Raw genomic sequence first — 15773 nt, forward strand, 5'->3', positions numbered from 1 at the left:
GTTCGGCAGGCGGCGCGGCTCGTCGGCGTCCAGCATGATCTGCCGGGCGATCTCGGCCAGCACCTCCGACTTGTCGCGGAAGTGGTGGTAGAGTGACGGCGCCTTCACCTCGAGCTTTTTGGCCAGCATCGGCAGGCTGAAGGCCTCGAGCCCCACCTCATCCAGCACCGCAAGGCCCGCGCGAACGGCGGCTTCCCGGGAAATCAGAGGGCTGCGCGGCCGGGCCATGAGGTTCCTGTGCTCCGAAGAAGCCTTTGATACATCGATTTTGCGCGCGGGGCGCAAGCGGGCCGCTCGGCCCGCCGCCTCCCCGCACGCTACGGCGCCCTCTGCGCGACGCGGCGTCGACAAACCTAATGACATTCGATTATTGTTGCGAGGTCATTTCGGAGGAGCCAAACCATGTCCGACGCTACCGCGACGTCTCCGCCGGTCGTCGATCTCGAGGCCGGCTACGTCATGACCATCGCCGGTCGGCCAGTGACAACGGCTGCGACGCTGCCGGTCGTGAACCCGGCCACGGGCCAGCCCTTCGCTCACGTCCCGAACGCGGGGCCGGCGGAGCTGGACGCCGCGGTGGCCGCTGCCAGGGAGGCCTTCCCGGGATGGCGCGCCACCCCCATCGCCGAGCGCCGCCGCCGGCTGAAAGCGGCCGCGGACATCCTTGAAGCCCACGCCGAATCTCTGGCCCGCCTTTTCACCCGCGAGCAGGGCCGCCCGATCGACGGTGCGAAAGGCGAGATCCTGCAGGCCGTCTATTGGATGCGGGCCGGCGCCGACCTGGACCTCCCCGTGGAGGTGACCGAAGACACCCCGCAGCGCCGCATCGAGGTGCGCCACGAGCCGCTGGGCGTCGTCTGCGGCATCGTCCCTTGGAACTTCCCGATCACCCTTGCCGTCTGGAAGATCACGCCCGCGCTGCTGGCCGGCAACACGCTGGTCCTGAAGCCCTCGCCGTTCACGCCGCTATGCACCCTGAAGCTGGGCGAGCTGCTCGTCGACGTCTTCCCGCCCGGCGTGCTCAACGTCATCTGCGGCGACGACGCGCTGGGCCCGCTGATGACCACCCATCCGGGGTTTGCGAAGATCTCCTTCACCGGCTCCACCGCCACCGGTCGCAAGGTGATGGAGGCCGCTTCCCGGGACCTGAAGCGCCTCACCCTCGAGCTCGGCGGGAACGATGCGGCCATCGTCATGCCGGATGTCGATGTCGACGCCATCGCCCAGCAGCTCTTCTTCGGGGCCTTCTTCAACACGGCCCAGATTTGCGTGGCCACCAAGCGGCTCTACGTCCACGAGGACATCTACGACGCCGTCCGCGATCGCCTGCATGCCCTGGCCAAGGCCGTCACCGTGGGCGATGGCGCCCAGCAAGGTGCTGTCTTGGGCCCGATCCAGAACGCCCCACAGCATCGTCGGGTGCTGGAGCTGATCGACGACGCCCGCGCCAACGGCCTGACCCTGCTGGAGGGCGGCCCGGTGCCGGAAGGCGGCTACTTCGTGCCGATCACCCTTGTCGACAATCCACCCGACAACGCCCGCGTGGTCACGGAAGAAGCGTTCGGCCCGGTCCTGCCACTCCTCAAGTTCCGCGACATCGACGACGTCGTAGCCCGCGCCAACGACACCGAGTACGGCCTGGCCGGCGCGGTCTGGTCGAAGGATGTGGACACGGCGCTCGACGTTGCCGGTCGGCTGGAAACCGGCACGGTCTGGATCAACCAGAACCTCCAGGCCACGCCCTTCACGCCCCTCGCCGGCCACAAGCAATCCGGCTTCGGCGTCGAGAACGGTCTGCCGGGCCTGCTCGAATTCACCCAGCCCAAGGCCATCTACATTCCGAAGCAGGCTTGAGGTCTGGCTTCCTGAACGGTCTAAACGCGGGAGAATGCGGCGACGCGTCGTCGACTGGGTCCTGCGGCGCGGCCAGGACGCGGGGACGATGGCCTGTGCCGATCACCAAAGGGGCTTCTATGGACTTTGACGACGTCATCCTCGGCCGCCGGAGCATCCGCGGCTACAAGCCCGACCCCGTTCCCAGGGCGCTGATCGAGGAGATCATCGGCCTGGCGATGCGGGCGCCTTCGTCGATGAACGTGCAGCCCTGGAACTTCTACATCATCACCGGCGAGCCGCTGGACCGGATCCGCGCGGGCAACACCGAGCGCAACATGGCGGGGGTGCCGCACTCACGTGAGTTCCGCGTCGGCGGCGCCTTCGAGGGCAAGCATCGCGACCGGCAGGTCGGGGTGGCCAAGCAACTCTTCGGCGCCATGGGCATCGCCCGCGACGATAAGGAGGGCCGCCATGACTGGGTGCTGCGCGGCTTCCGCCAGTTCGACGCTCCGGTCTGCGTGATCGTGACCTTCGACAAGGCGCTGGAAGGAAGTGACGACGCGCCCTTCGACTGCGGCGCGGTGGCCACGGCCCTGGTCAACGCCGCCTGGTCGCGGGGACTGGGCGCGGTGATCAACAGCCAGGGCATCATGCAGTCGCCCGTGGTGCGCGAACATGCCGGCATCGCCGACGACCAGGTGATCATGAAGAGCATCGCCCTCGGCTGGCCTGACGAGACCTTTCCGGCCAACGCGGTCGTCTCGGAACGCAAGTCGGTGAAGGAGGCCACAGTCTTCGTGGGCTTCGACGAATAGGCGAGGCCCCTGCAGCGGTGGCCGTGGCCATGCCTTCGGCGTGGCGCAAACCTCCTGGTCAGCGTCAGCCCTGCGTCAGCAACCGACATTCAGCACGGTGCGAGAAGCAGACCTTCAAGCCCAATCAAACGACCCGGGAGACGGCAAGCAGCTGCAGCTTCCGGCGCGCGCCGCAGCTCAACGACAGCGCCGTCCCGGCTTAAGGTCGCGATGAGCCCTAGTTCAAAGCCGACCAGAGCGCCCTTCGGAGGCGCGATCTCGACCCGCATCTAACTGGCTCGGGCTGCTCATCGCACCTGCCCAGGCTTCACCCAGGCTCGGGCGGCGCTGTCGTGTAGCGCTGGCCAAGGATCCAAGTTCCGCAGCCAAGCGCCTCAGGCGTCGGGCATCTACGGTCGCTCGCATGCTTGGTTCCTTAGAGAATACACCGGTCGAGCGCGCCGCGTTGGGGGTCGACGTGGGCGGCTCATTTACAGACGTCGTCTGCAGCACCGAGGCGCGAACCGTCCGCGCCAAAGCCCCCACTGATCCGCAAGACATCGGCGCTGGCGTCATCGCCGCTTGCGAAAAGGCCGCGGCGCAGCTCGGTGTGAGCCTGGATCAGCTCCTTCCCCAGGTCACCCGCTTCGGCCTCGGCACGACCGCCGTCACCAATGCTCTTACCGCCCACGAGGGGCTGAAAGTCGGACTGCTGACCACCCAGGGATTTGAATCCCTGGCGCTCACCGCGCGTGGCGACCGGATTTCGCGGGATGGCTGGCTGGAGCTTCCCTGGGTGCCGATCGAGCCGTCGTGCATCCTCGGCCTGCCCGAGAGGTTGGACCGGCACGGCCATGTCCTCGGAGCCTTGAGCGCTTCTGAGGCGACGTCGGCCGCCCGCCGCCTGGTGGAGGGCGAAGGCGTCGAAGCCCTCGCGATCTCGTTCCTCTGGTCCTACGTCAATCCTGTCCACGAGGAGTTGGCCGCGGAGGCCGTCCGCGGCCTCTACCCGGACCTGCCTGTATTCTGCGGCGCCGCCCTGCAACCCGTCCGGCGCGAGTACGAGCGGACCATGGTGGCGGTGATGAACGCCTTCTGCGCGAACGCGCTCGGCGGCATCGAACAGCTCGAGCGGCGGCTCAAGGGCCTTGGCCTGACCGCGCCGTTGCTGCTCCTTCAGGCTAGCGGCGGCACGGCCACGGTGACAGAAGCGAGACGCGCACCGCTGCGCCTCGCCGCCTCGGGGCCAGCGGCCGGTGTCGCCGCAGCGGCGGAACTCGCGCGCACGCAACACATCACGGAGGCGGTCTGCGGCGATGTCGGCGGGACGAGCTTCGATGTCGCCGTTATCGCTTCGGGACAGCCGGTGCGAGGCCATCGCAGCAAACTCCACGGCGTCGCCGTCGCGCAGTCCCATGTCGAGGTGGAGTCGGTGGGCTCGGGCGGCGGCTCGGTCGGCTGGATCGATCGGCGTGGGATGCTGCGGGTCGGCCCCCGCAGCGCACGCTCGGCGCCGGGTCCCGCCTGCTACGGCCGCGGTGGGACCGAGGCCACGATCACGGACGCCCTGCTGCTCCTGGGCTACATCGAGGGCGAGACCTTCCTGGGCGGCTCGATGCGGCTTGACCGCGACGCCGCGACCACGGCCTGCGCCGCGCTGGGCGCGCAGGTCGGCCTGGACGCGATGGCCACGGCCTGGGCGATCCGCGAGACCGCGCTGGCCGACATGGTCAGCGCCATGCGGTCCCTGGTTTCGGCCAACGGCCTGAAGGCGCCGGATCTCTCGGCCATCGCGTACGGCGGCGGCGGGCCGCTGTTCATGGCGTCGGTCAGCCAGGCCGTCGGCATCCCGCGGATGCTTTCCCCGGCCTTGGCCTCCGTCCTTTCCGCCTTCGGAGGTGGATCGGCCGACGTCCGGCTGGAGCGAAGCTGCGCCGTTGGCCGTGTTCTGCCGCTGGAGGCGGACGTCATTGACCGGAACCTCTCGGAGCTCCGGCGCCTGGTCATGCAGGATCTCGACGCCAACGGCATCGCGGCGGAGGCGCAGGAGGTCCGGTTCGAAGCCGACGTGCAGTTCCTCCGCCAGAGCGCGGACCTGACCCTGACGACATCGCTCCCATTCGACGAACCTCGCCTCACGGAAGCGTTCTTCGAGTCCTACGCCGCGCTGTTCGGCAAGGGCACGATCGTCGAGGGCGCCAAGATCGAGTTGGTCTCGATCCGGGCCGTCGGCATCGGCAGGACCGACCGGGTGCGGATGCCCTCCCAGGCCAGCGCGGCGGCGGGGATTCCGCCAGCCGCCGGCGCCCGCCTGGTCTGGCTGGCCCCGGACGCGCCCGAGGAGGTGCCCGTCTACCAGGCCACTGCCCTGCTGCCTGGGCATCTGCTCCGGGGACCGGCGCTGGTCGACGCCGTCGACAACACGCTCTGGGTTCCGCGAGGCGGCACGGGCAGCGTCGACGCCTTCAACACCATCACCCTCGAACTCGGAGCGGCCTGATGCTGCACGTGCCCAAGAGTGTCGATTTCATCCAGGTCGAGCTGCTTCGGTTCCGGTTGGACGCGATCTGCGCCGACGGAGGTCGCGCCATCGAGCGCACCGCGATCAGCCCGATCGTCACAGATTCAAAGGATTACTCCTGCACGCTGCTAGACGCCGAGGGGCGCCTGGTGGTCGGCGGCGGCAAGATCCGTCTGCACTTCTACGGCGCCAGCAGCTCGGTGAAGGCGGTGCTGAAAGCGCATGGCGAGACGCTGGCGCCCGGCGACCTCTTCCTCGCCAACGACCCCCACCACGGCGGCGCGCTTCACCCCCAGGACGTGTTCGTGATCCTTCCGGTCTTCGTAGACGGGCGCCTGGTCTCGTGGATCGCGTCGTCGGCGCACATGCTGGACATGGGCGGCATGGCCCAGGGCTCCTACGCCGCCGACGCCACCGAGTGCTACCAGGAGGCCATCCGCTTCCCGCCCGTGCGCCTCTCGCGGGCGGGCGTCGAGCAGTCCGACATCTGGGCCATCCTCAAGAACAACATCCGCATCCCGGCGGTGGTCGAGATGGACATGCGCAGCCTGGCGGCCGGCTGCAACGTGGCCGCCGGCGAACTCGTCAAGATCGTCGAGGACATGGGCGCCGGGGCCTATGCGGCGGCCCTGGACGAACTCGCCGATCGCGTGCGCCGCGAGGTACGGCGGCGGATCAACGAACTGGAGCCCGGCACGTACCGCGCCGAAAGCTGGGTCGAGTGGTGCGAGGAGCTCTACCACGTCCCCTGCACGCTCACGGTCGCCCAGGACAAGCTCACCTTCGACTTCACCGGCGCATCGCCGCAGAGCAACCACTTCATGAACTCGAAGGACTTCATCGTGACGTCGGAGATCGGCGCCGACCTGTCCTCGCATTTCGCCAACGACCTGCCGCTGAACCATGGGCTTTTCGACTGCTTCGAGGCGATCTGCCCTCCGGGCACCATCGTGAACAGCCTGCCGCCGGCGCCGATCGGCAACGCCCATATGGACGTGGGCATGACCACCGCCGAATGCGCGATCCGGGCGCTGATGATGGCCATCGAGGCCTCGCCGAACAGCTCCGCCCGCGGGTTCCTGATGCCCCCCGCCCCGGCCTCCGGCTACACGGCCCAGATCTGGGGTGGCAAGGATGAAGACGGGGAGCCGCTCTACTGGACGATGACCGAGGCGATGGCTGTCGGCGGCGCGGGTTCCGCCGCGCGCGACGGGACCGATCTCGGCGTCTACCAGATCGGCCAGTCGAACCTGCTGGAATACCCGGACGTGGAGGTCTGGGAGTCCTGGTATCCCTGGCGGATCGTCTCCAAGCGCCTGCTGTACGGACCGAGCGGGATCGGGACGCAGCGCGCCGGCGGCCGGCTGGAGATCGTCTACGAACCCTATGGCGTCGAGGTGTTGACGGGCTCGGCCATTGGCAATCGGCAGCGCGTTCCCCTCGTGGGCTTTGCCGGCGGCTATCCGGGCGGCACGACGGCCACGTTCATCGAGCGCGTCGACGGCGCTCGAGAGCATGTGTATCCGCAGGCGGCCGGCCTCGTGCTCCATCGCGGCGACCGCTTCATCTGCCTCAACGCCGGGGGCGGAGGTTGGGGCGACCCCCTCGACCGCCCCTTCGAACGTGTCGAGGCCGACGTTCGGCAGCGCCGCATCACGGCGGACGATGCGCAGGAGGACTACGGTGTCGTTGTCGGCGACGAGGACGCCACGCGATCCCTTCGCCAACAGCGCCTTCAGGCGCGTCTGAAGCTCGCGGCTCCCGCGAAGGCGCCGCTCGCGTGGAGCGACGTTCCGGTGGGCTGGCGCGACGAACAAGACGCCGCGCCCCTGGCCTCGGGCGTTCAGCAACAGGGCGGGGTGGCCGTCAGCGTCCGGTCGGGTGCGCCGCTTGCGCTTGCGCCGGGCCAGTGGACGGACGGATGCCCCGTGATCCGCGATTTTCTGCCGATGGCTGAGCAGGTGGAGGCTGTTGCCTACCTCGATCCCGTCACCGGTCACACGCTGTTCGTCGACGTCGTCGCCGATGGCGCGGAGCGTTCGTTCCGCACCGAACCGAGCCGCTGGACCAGCTGGGCGCCTGCCCAACTCGCAACCCGCGGCCACTAGCCATCCCTAGGGGGGACCCATGACAACATCGATCCACGGAGGCGGCTTCCGGGCCTGCCAACGCCGCCGCGGCGCGTTGCTTCTCGCCAGTTCAGCGGCCGCGCTCGCGCTGGCTCCGCCTGCCGCCGCGCAGACCACCACGGCGGCGAGCACTGCTATCGCCGCGCCCGCGGACGGGACCCAGATCGAAGAGGTCGTCGTCAGCGCGCGGCGGCGTAAGGAGACGATACAGGAGACGCCGGTGGCTGTGACGTCGGTTTCGGCGGCGCAGATGGAGGCTGTCGGCGCGACCGAGATCTCGGATCTCCACGGCGCCGTGCCGAACCTGTTGTTCACTCCCGCCGTGTCCGGTTTCCAGACCGCCAATGTCTCCATCCGCGGCCTGTCGTTCGCCGACAATGAGAAGTCGTTCGATCCGTCGGTGGCGCTCGTCGTCGACGGCGTGTTCCAAGGCTCGAACACCGCCCAGCTGATGGACAATTTCGATCTGGCCTCCATCGAGGTGCTGCGCGGACCGCAGGGGACGCTCTTCGGTCGCAACACGATCGGCGGGGTCATCAACGTGACCCGGACCCGTCCGACGGGCGTCTGGGGTGCGAAGCTCGGCGTCGACTACGGCCGGTTCGACAGCTTCAGCGCTCGCGCCGTGGTGAATCTGCCCCTCGTCGGGGACAAGTTGGCGGCCAAGCTCTTCTACTTCCACACCCAGACCGAGGGCTTCCAGAAGCAGGGCGTAAGGGCCATTGGCTTCAAGGGCCTGGTGTCGGACGTTGGCGACCGGCGGGGCGCCAGCAACAGCGAGAACTACGGCCTCTCGCTGCTCTTCACCCCCAGCGACACGTTTAGCGCGCTCCTCACCCTGGAGCAGCAATCCTCCCGCTTCGACCAGGCCAATGCGAACATCTGCAAGACGGGCGAACTGCTCTGCGACCTGGAGCCCTTGAACGAGCGCAACCGCAACTCGACGCGCGACCTCTATACCGTGTTCAGCGGGAAGTTCCCCGCCCACGGGCGGACGCCGGCGGCGACGCTGGAACTGAACGGCGACGTCGGAGGCATCCATCTCGTCTCGGTCACTGGCTACCGACGAGTATTCGAGCGGCAACGGACGGATTTCAGCGGCTCGAGCCTGAACTTCTACGTTACCGACCGGAAGCAGCGGTTCTACCAGTTCAGCGAAGAGCTGCGGGCCAGCGGCAACATCACCCCAGATCTCGATTACGTCGTCGGCGGCTACTACTACGACGGCGAGTACCAACTCACCCAGTATACGACTTTCGCGGGCGTCGAGAATCCGCTGCCGCAGATCACCCGCGGCCAGTCCGAGACCGCCGCGGCCTTCGGCGACTTCAACTGGGCGTTCGCGCCAAAGTGGCGGCTGTCCTTCGGCGGGCGATACTCGTGGGACAAGAAGACCAACCAGACCCGCTACCTCGGCGCCCAATTCCCAAAAGCCTCGGCGTCCTCGAACGAGTTCACGCCCAAGATCGGCATCGACTATCGTCCGAACGACGACGTTATGGTCTACGGCGTCTTCTCACGCGGCTACCGCTCGGGCGGGTTCAGCGGCCGGGGGCTCTCGCAATTCGCGGCCACGACCCCATTCGAACCGGAGACGGTCGACTCCTTCGAAGGCGGTCTGAAGACCTCGTGGTTCGATCGGCGCCTCGACGTCAACCTGGCCGCGTTCCACACCAAGTACGACAACATCCAGGAGTCGACGACCATCCCGTTCGCCGGCGGTCAGGGGAACCAGACGATCATCACCAATGCGTCGTCCGCCGAGATCAACGGCATTGAGCTCGACCTGACGGCGCGCCCGGTTTCCGCCCTCACCATCCGCGTGTCTCTGGGCCTGCTGGACGCCAAGTTCGGGGAGTTCCTTACCCAGGAAGGCACGCCGGCGATCTACGACTACTCAGACGTCGACCTGATCTATGCGCCGGACGTCACCGCATCGTTCAGCTTCGAGTACGCGATCCCGGCGCACTACGGCGAATGGCGCGTCAGCGGCTCCTACCGCTACATCGACCCCTACGATCAGCAGATCGGACGCGACGCTACCGTCGCCCCGCCGCTGGTGAACGGGGTCTTCAAGGTCCCCTCCAACGATCCCCGCGTCCGCACCAAGGCCGAAAGCCTGGTCGACGCCAGCATCGCGCTCGTGGCCCCGATGGCTAACGGCAAGGTCCGGATTTCGGTGTTTGGACGCAACCTGCTCGACGAGCGGGGAACGGCGGCCGCCTTCACGGTCGCGGGCCTCTGGTCCTTCGCAAACCCTCACGAGCCGCGCACTTTCGGGGTTCAGTTCGGCTACGAGTTCTAGAACGCGGCAGGCGAAGGCGTCCCCGGCCTTCGCCTGCTCCCGCGCAACCCGGCCCTAGGCCCTGCCGGCCGCCCCGGCCGAGACGTCCGCCCGGAACGCCTTCGGCGACTTTCCGAAGCGGGTCGAGAAGCGCTTGCTGAAGTGCGAGAGCTCCTGGAAGCCCACGGAGAAAGCGATCTCCGAGATCGAGCGGCTCTTGTGCGTCGGGAATTCCAGAAGCTGACGGGCCCGCTCCAGCCTCTGATCGAGGATGAAGTGGCCAAGGGTCGTATTCGCGGCGTTCATGATCGCGAAGAGGTAGCTCTTCGAGAGCCCGACGGCCTCGGCGATGCTGTCCGAGGACAGGTCCTCGCTGGCAAGGTTAGCGAGTATGTGACTGCGGATACGCAGGAAGTGCATCTGCATCGACAGTGAGGTGAACGAGGTCGTTTGCGCCGAGGGCCGGAACGTCGCGCCGATCAGGCTCAGAAGCGCATTCACCAGCTCGTTCGTGGCGGAGGTCTGAATGCTGGCGCGCTGCCGCCAGCAGCAGATCATCATCTCTCGCAGGATCGCCGCGGATCCCTCGGACGAGCCGACGGTCATGAAGGCCAGATCGTCCAGGTTGCCGCACTGCATCGAAAGCAGCGAACCCGGAACATGTATCGCCAGGGCCTGCGCTGGATCCTGCTGCCAGACGTCGAAGGCCTGGCTGGTGCTGAGCAACAGCAGGTCGCCCGGCTTGGTCACGCAGTTACGTCGCCCTTCAAAGAACACGCCCCCCTCTTCGCAGAGGTTCAGGACATAACCACCGCTCCGCTCGGAGCCATCGGCGCGATACCCACCGCCATAGCCTCCCGTCGCATAGACGCGGGACATCTGGATCGAGCCGATCTGACAGCTCTCGGCGCGAGCCTCGAAGGCGCCGCCGCGGCTCTCCTGTGCGAATTTCATCGGAAAATAGACGTCGCGGACCACCGCCTCATAGCCGGAAAGGCCATTCGGAATGGCCTTCAGCTCCGGTTGCCCGGCCACCGCTGCGAATTCCATCGCATCCTCCCCGCGTTGCCGGCCCTGTTCGATCGGTCGGTCAAATTGGCAATTTCTGATGATCATTATATTCGATGCAAATGCAACGGCGCGCCGGTTGCGCGGCGCCAGCTTGGGGTAGCGTTCCAGACGCATGGCCAAGTCTGCCGGAGTCCTGGTCAAGGCGCGGGCCGCCAGATCAGGCGACACTTGCTGCCCGAAGACCATCGTCGAGGAGACCTCCGCGCATGCCGTTCTACGCCGTGGTTGGGTTGGACCACCCGCCGCACAGCATGGCGCTGCGTGACCGCGTGCGGCCGGCTCACCGCGCCTTCGTGCTGCAACACGACCAGATGATCCGCTTCGCCACGGCCATGCTGGACGCCGACGGCCACCAGCAGGGTTCGATCTATGTCTTCGAAGCCGACGACATTGACCCTGTTCGCGCGTGGACTGCCGAAGAGCCGTTCTGCCAGGCCGGCGTCTATCGCGACCTCCGGGTCGTGGAGATCGCTCCGGCCCTGAGCCGCCTCCCGATCATCGAATGGCCCGCCTGAGGGCGGAGGGGAACGCACACATGACGACCGGGGGTTTCATGCGGCGCCTGCCCAGGGCGCTCTTTTCCGCTTTGCTTGGCCTTGTCGGCGGCGCCCTTTTGGTGGGCGGCATCTCGCTCCTCAGCCTCGGCGGCTCTCCCTACTACGCAGTGGTGGGGCTGCTGGTCCTCGCGTCGGCGGTGATGCACGGGCGCGGGAGCCCATGGGGCGACCGGCTCTACGCCGTCGTGCTGGCGGCCACCTTACTCTGGGCGCTCGCGGAGGCGGGTCTCGCGCCCTGGGCGCTTGTGGCCCGGCTCCTTGCACCAGCCGGCCTGGGCCTGGCGTTCCTCGTGGGCCGCAAGGCGGAAGGCCCGCTCATCGCGCGCATCAGCCTTGCCGGCGCCGCGTCCCTCGTCGGCATCGGCGTGACAGGGCTCTCGTTCGTCCTGCCAGGCGCGTTCAGCACGCGGGTATCCGCAGCTGCGGAAGCCGCGGCGGCGGTCGGGTCATCACCAACCGATACCGATTGGCTGCACTACGCCAACGACACCCGCGGCACACGCTTCGCGCCACTGACCCAGATCACGCCCGCCAACGCAGGGCGGCTTGAAGTCGCCTGGATCCACCGCTCGGGCATCGCGCCCGCGCCTGCCGCGTCGGCGCAGGCGACCCCCCTCAAGGTCGGAGACACCCTCTACACCTGCGCGCCCAACAGCGTGGTGATGGCCATCGATGCGAGGACCGGCAAGGAGCGGTGGCGTTTCGATCCCCGGGTTGGCGCCGCCAACTACGCGATCATGGCCTGCCGGGGCGTCTCCTATGCCCGGGTCGGGGCGGAGCCGGACGCCTGCGCCGGCCGCATCCTCGCCACGACGATCGACGCGCGGTTGTTCGCCCTCGACGCCAAGACCGGCCGCCCCTGCTCCGACTTCGGCGCCAACGGACAGGTCTCGCTCCTGGACGGGATCGGCCCCGTCTCGGCGGGGGCTCAATATACCTCGTCGCCACCGGCTTCGGTGAAGGGCCACGTGGTGCTAGGCGGCATGGTCGTCGACAACCAGTCCGCCAATGTGGCGTCCGGGGTCATTCGCGCCTTCGATCCTGTGACCGGCGCCCTTCAATGGGCGTGGGACATGGGTGCGCCGGAGCGCGTCGGCGCGCCCCCACCCGGCCAGACCTACACCCGTAGCACGCCGAACTCGTGGAGCAGTTTTGCCGTCGATGAGGCGCTGAACCTGGTCTACGTGCCCACCGGCAATCCGAGCCCGGACTTCTTCGGCGGTCTGCGCCGGCCTTTCGATGACCGGTACGGGAGCTCCATCGTCGCACTCGATCTGGACACGGGGCGACCCCGCTGGTCCTTCCAGACCGTGCACCACGACCTCTGGGACTACGACGTCCCGGCCCAGCCGCTACTCGTGGACCTCAGGACCGCGGCGGGCCCGGTCCCTGCCGTCGTCCAGGCCACCAAGCAGGGCCAGCTCTATGTCCTGGACCGTCGCACCGGCCGGCCGATCGTGCGGGTCACCGAACGTCCCGTGCCGCAGGGCGTCGTCGGCGGCGACCGGCTCAGCCCTACCCAGCCCTTCTCGGCGCTGAGCGTCACCGGCGCTCGGCTCACGGAAGCTTCGATGTGGGGCGCGACGCCCATCGATCAGATGATGTGCCGGATCAAGTTCCGGCAATCCCGGTACGACGGCATGTACACGCCCGCCGGAACGGACCGGCCGACCATCGTCTCCCCCGGCCTTTCCGGGGCGATCAACTGGGGCAGCCTCTCCCTCGACGGGGATCGCAATATCCTCGTGGTCAATTCGATGAACTTCCCATGGCGGCTTCGCCTTGTGCCCCGTGCCGCCGTGACGCGCGAAATCGCAAACGCCCGCTGGACGCCGCTGATGACGGGAACACCCTATGCGGCGCAGCAGGAGCCGTTTCTCGGCCCCCTGCAGACGCCCTGCGTCGCGCCGCCGTGGGGCTATCTGCAGGCGATCGACCTGAGGACAAATGAGGTGCTGTGGAAGCGCACGCTGGGCACCGCCCGGGACTCCGGGCCGCTCCGGCAACCCTCCATGCTGCCGCTTCCCATTGGCGTTCCGAACCAAGGCGGAGCCGTGACCACTCGGGGCGGCGTCATCTTCATCGGTGCGACGCTCGACCGTTACATCCGCGCCTTCGACCTGCGCAGCGGCAGGGAACTCTGGAAAGCCCGGCTGCCGGCCGGCGGTCAGGCGACCCCCATGACCTACATGTCCGGCGGGCGCCAGTACGTCGTGATCACGGCTGGTGGTCACTCGTTCCTGGAGACGAGGAAGGGGGACTACACCATCGCGTACGCATTGCCGGCCCGATGACCAAGTTGCGACAGCACAAGGGGCAAGGGCAGTCCGGCCGATCTCTCTGACGACCGGCCGGACCGGTGTGACGTCTCAACTTCGCCAGGAGCGATCGATGGTCCGAGGCCTCAGATGCGCCACGACCGGAACTTGGCGCCTGCGCCGGAAGCAGACATCCTCCAGGGTGATCGTCGACGAAGTGAAGCCGCCGACGATGCGCAACAGGGCTGAGCGAGGACATGAAGATCGCGATCTGCGGCTCGATGACCTTCATCGATGAGATGGAGGCGATCGCCGCCGAGCTGCGTCCGCAGGCGACGTCCGTCGCCACGCCTGTGCGGGAAGAACACGAGGCGCCGTGGGAGTCGCTTTCTCTCGAGGACGCGGTCCGCCGCAAGCAGAGCTACCTCTTCGGCTATCTCGAGCGCATCCGGGCGTCGGACGTCGTGCTCATCGCCAACTTCGCCCGGAATGGCGTCGACGGCTACGTGGGCCCGAACACCCTCGTCGAGGCGGCGTTCGCTCACGCTGAGGGCAAGGCGGTCGTGTTCCTGAACACGCCGGGGCCACAGCCTGCGAGGCTCGAGGCCTTGGCGATGATGACGACGTGCCTGGCCGGCGCGCCTGCACGCCTCTTCGCGTAGGCGCTCGTCAGGCCGAGATGCGCCAGGAGTGGAACTTGGCAGCCGACCGGGTAGCGGACGTCCGACCGGGTAGCGGACGTCCAGCTCAACGAAGCCGGTCGGTGAAGAACTTCGCGATCACCGCGTAGGCCTCGCGCGCTTCCGGCGCCCGGGAGTCGTAGAAGAACGCGTGGCGCCCGCCCTCCCAGGCGTGCAGGACGGTTGTCGACGGTCAGTCGTCGCCGGCGAGTCTCGGTACTGGACCTAACCCGAGGGGCGCCCCTTTGCAGACCTTGGCGATCTGAGGGGCGGCCTAGCCTGGCGGCGGATGCTTCGACGCGGCGGACCTGGCGCGTCTCGGCTGTTGGTTTGCCGGCGGCTTAGGGGCGCCGGCTGTCCTGGGACGACCGGCCTGACGTGTGGCCCAGCGCGCCAGGGCCGCGTCATCCTGCATCACCTTTGCGCCCAGACCGTTGAACGTCTTCGAAGCCGCCAGGAACACTTGCTCGGCCTCGGGGTTCGTCGGCGGCCGGACGAAGACGGCCAGAGGCATTCCCTTGTCCAGCCGATGCACGTCATCCAACGCCCAGGCGACGGCGTCCACCTCGCTTTGGAGGCGCGCCCTCGACCTCACCTCGAATGATATGGCGGCGACGCCGGCCAATGGCTTGCCGTCGGAGAGAACGAGGTCAAACAGGTGCTCGCCAAATTTGCCCTCGAGCGGGCGGTGGAGGTGGACCTGCGGTTTGGCTCCCTTGGACGCCTTCGCACCTACGGCCGCCTTGATGATCCGATAGGCGTGGCTAACCGCGGCTCGCCGGTACCGACCTTTTTTGGCCCTGGGAGGCGGCGAATAGAGGAAACGGGCGGCAAGGCTTGCAACGAGCTTCTTGGCGCCCTCGGGCGCGCCCTGGGCGGGCGTGAGCTGGACACTATGGGCCACATCGCCCAACCATCGTTCGACCAATTCGTCCGTCAGTTCGCCCGCAAGCAGCTCGATTTCTTCAGGCAGACGCCTCTCCATCGACTGAGCGAATTCGCGCAGGAAGGCCACGTCCTGGCCGCCGAATAAACGTGCGCGCTCCCACGACTCGAGAAAGACGACGTGGGCGCCGTCCGCGTCCCAGGCGATGACCCCGATGTTGAGCCGCTCGTCGCTGCCGCGATCAGGGCGATACTGGATAAGCGTATATTTGGAGGGCATGGGCAAAGCTCCACCGTCCCACATCGCGAGGCTGAGACCTCTCGAAACCAGGGCTCTCAAGCCGGACGACCGTCCTTGATGTCCATCAAAGGGCGCGCAGCGGCAGGGCGCCTCAGTTTCCGCGCGGCGCCGTCTTCCGCCCGCCGTCCGACATAGGGCCTCCGTACTTCGCACGGTTTTCCGGCGTGTCGGGCACCGGCGGATTGGACACGACGGTGACCCGGGCGCCGGTGGCGTCCACGCTGACGGAGGCGCGCGTGCCTGCCGCCGTCGCCGAAGGTGCGGTCACCGGGGCGGTGCTTTCGACCGGCGCGGCAGTGGCCGGCGCGGTCTGATCGGTGGGCGTGGGCTGCGCTGTTGTCGACGGCGCCGGCTGGGGCTGCGCAGCGGCGACGTTGCCGGCGAGGATGGCCGCGATGGACGCGGCAAAGGCGTAGTGACGTATCGACATGGCGGTCTCCCTTTCGGTGAAGTCAGG

At 67.8% G+C, this 15773-nt stretch carries 12 protein-coding genes; 8 read left to right on the forward strand and 4 right to left on the reverse strand.

The window, feature by feature from the left end; genetic code table 11:
* Positions 1-228: helix-turn-helix domain-containing protein (locus VGD44_RS16470; RefSeq protein WP_331089041.1), on the reverse strand; the 228-nt coding region annotated here is incomplete at its 3' end.
* 174 nt (positions 229-402) lie between these two features.
* Here VGD44_RS16470 and VGD44_RS16475 point away from each other — a divergent pair.
* From VGD44_RS16475 to VGD44_RS16495, 5 genes are all read left to right on the forward strand, one after another.
* On the forward strand, positions 403-1854 hold the full coding sequence (locus tag VGD44_RS16475; RefSeq protein WP_331089043.1) for an aldehyde dehydrogenase family protein: 1452 nt from the start codon (positions 403-405) through the stop codon (positions 1852-1854).
* A gap of 119 nt (positions 1855-1973) precedes the next feature.
* Complete coding sequence (locus VGD44_RS16480) at positions 1974-2651, forward strand: nitroreductase (protein WP_331089046.1); 678 nt, start codon at positions 1974-1976, stop codon at positions 2649-2651.
* A 403-nt stretch (positions 2652-3054) separates the two neighbouring features.
* Positions 3055-5130, forward strand: coding sequence for a hydantoinase/oxoprolinase family protein (locus tag VGD44_RS16485; protein WP_331089048.1), 2076 nt, complete (start codon positions 3055-3057; stop codon positions 5128-5130).
* On the forward strand, positions 5130-7259 hold the full coding sequence (locus VGD44_RS16490) for a hydantoinase B/oxoprolinase family protein (RefSeq protein ID WP_331089050.1): 2130 nt from the start codon (positions 5130-5132) through the stop codon (positions 7257-7259). The genes VGD44_RS16485 and VGD44_RS16490 overlap by 1 nt, the downstream gene beginning before the upstream one ends.
* 19 nt (positions 7260-7278) lie before the next feature.
* On the forward strand, positions 7279-9585 hold the full coding sequence (locus VGD44_RS16495; protein ID WP_331089052.1) for a TonB-dependent receptor: 2307 nt from the start codon (positions 7279-7281) through the stop codon (positions 9583-9585).
* Positions 9586-9639: 54 nt separating this feature from the next.
* On the opposite strand, the gene VGD44_RS16500 is transcribed toward VGD44_RS16495, so the two are convergent.
* A complete protein-coding gene (locus tag VGD44_RS16500; protein WP_331089054.1) occupies positions 9640-10749 on the reverse strand; it encodes a helix-turn-helix domain-containing protein in 1110 nt (369 codons plus the stop codon).
* Positions 10750-10841: 92 nt separating this feature from the next.
* On the opposite strand from VGD44_RS16500, the gene VGD44_RS16505 reads away from it, so the two are divergent.
* The 3 genes from VGD44_RS16505 (at position 10842) to VGD44_RS16515 (ending at position 14112) form a co-directional block, all read left to right on the forward strand.
* Positions 10842-11150: a YciI family protein gene (locus VGD44_RS16505; RefSeq protein WP_331089056.1), complete on the forward strand. Its 309-nt coding sequence runs from the start codon at positions 10842-10844 to the stop codon at positions 11148-11150.
* A 20-nt stretch (positions 11151-11170) separates the two neighbouring features.
* On the forward strand, positions 11171-13486 hold the full coding sequence (locus VGD44_RS16510; protein WP_331089058.1) for a membrane-bound PQQ-dependent dehydrogenase, glucose/quinate/shikimate family: 2316 nt from the start codon (positions 11171-11173) through the stop codon (positions 13484-13486).
* Between the two features lie 221 nt (positions 13487-13707).
* Positions 13708-14112, forward strand: a complete 405-nt coding sequence (locus VGD44_RS16515) for a hypothetical protein (RefSeq protein WP_331089060.1) — start codon at positions 13708-13710, stop codon at positions 14110-14112.
* Between the two features lie 292 nt (positions 14113-14404).
* Here the strand turns inward: VGD44_RS16515 and VGD44_RS16520 are convergent, their stop codons facing one another.
* Both VGD44_RS16520 and VGD44_RS16525 read right to left on the reverse strand, forming a co-directional pair.
* The gene (locus tag VGD44_RS16520) at positions 14405-15295 is read right to left on the reverse strand and encodes a hypothetical protein (protein ID WP_331089062.1); all 891 of its coding nucleotides are present in this window, start codon (positions 15293-15295) and stop codon (positions 14405-14407) included.
* A gap of 112 nt (positions 15296-15407) precedes the next feature.
* Positions 15408-15773 (reverse strand): hypothetical protein (locus VGD44_RS16525; protein ID WP_331089064.1); only part of this gene is annotated, 366 nt, incomplete at its 5' end.

The organism is Phenylobacterium sp., assembly GCF_036402295.1.
Classification (GTDB): Bacteria; Pseudomonadota; Alphaproteobacteria; order Caulobacterales; family Caulobacteraceae; genus Phenylobacterium.

Coding starts and splice junctions, on each gene's coding strand:
- VGD44_RS16475 (WP_331089043.1), top strand. CDS start 403: ATGTCCGACGCTACCGCGACGTCTCCGCCGGTCGTCGATCTCGAGGCC.
- VGD44_RS16480 (WP_331089046.1), top strand. CDS start 1,974: ATGGACTTTGACGACGTCATCCTCGGCCGCCGGAGCATCCGCGGCTAC.
- VGD44_RS16485 (WP_331089048.1), top strand. CDS start 3,055: ATGCTTGGTTCCTTAGAGAATACACCGGTCGAGCGCGCCGCGTTGGGG.
- VGD44_RS16490 (WP_331089050.1), top strand. CDS start 5,130: ATGCTGCACGTGCCCAAGAGTGTCGATTTCATCCAGGTCGAGCTGCTT.
- VGD44_RS16495 (WP_331089052.1), top strand. CDS start 7,279: ATGACAACATCGATCCACGGAGGCGGCTTCCGGGCCTGCCAACGCCGC.
- VGD44_RS16500 (WP_331089054.1), bottom strand. CDS start 10,749: ATGCGTCTGGAACGCTACCCCAAGCTGGCGCCGCGCAACCGGCGCGCC.
- VGD44_RS16505 (WP_331089056.1), top strand. CDS start 10,842: ATGCCGTTCTACGCCGTGGTTGGGTTGGACCACCCGCCGCACAGCATG.
- VGD44_RS16510 (WP_331089058.1), top strand. CDS start 11,171: ATGACGACCGGGGGTTTCATGCGGCGCCTGCCCAGGGCGCTCTTTTCC.
- VGD44_RS16515 (WP_331089060.1), top strand. CDS start 13,708: ATGAAGATCGCGATCTGCGGCTCGATGACCTTCATCGATGAGATGGAG.
- VGD44_RS16520 (WP_331089062.1), bottom strand. CDS start 15,295: ATGCCCTCCAAATATACGCTTATCCAGTATCGCCCTGATCGCGGCAGC.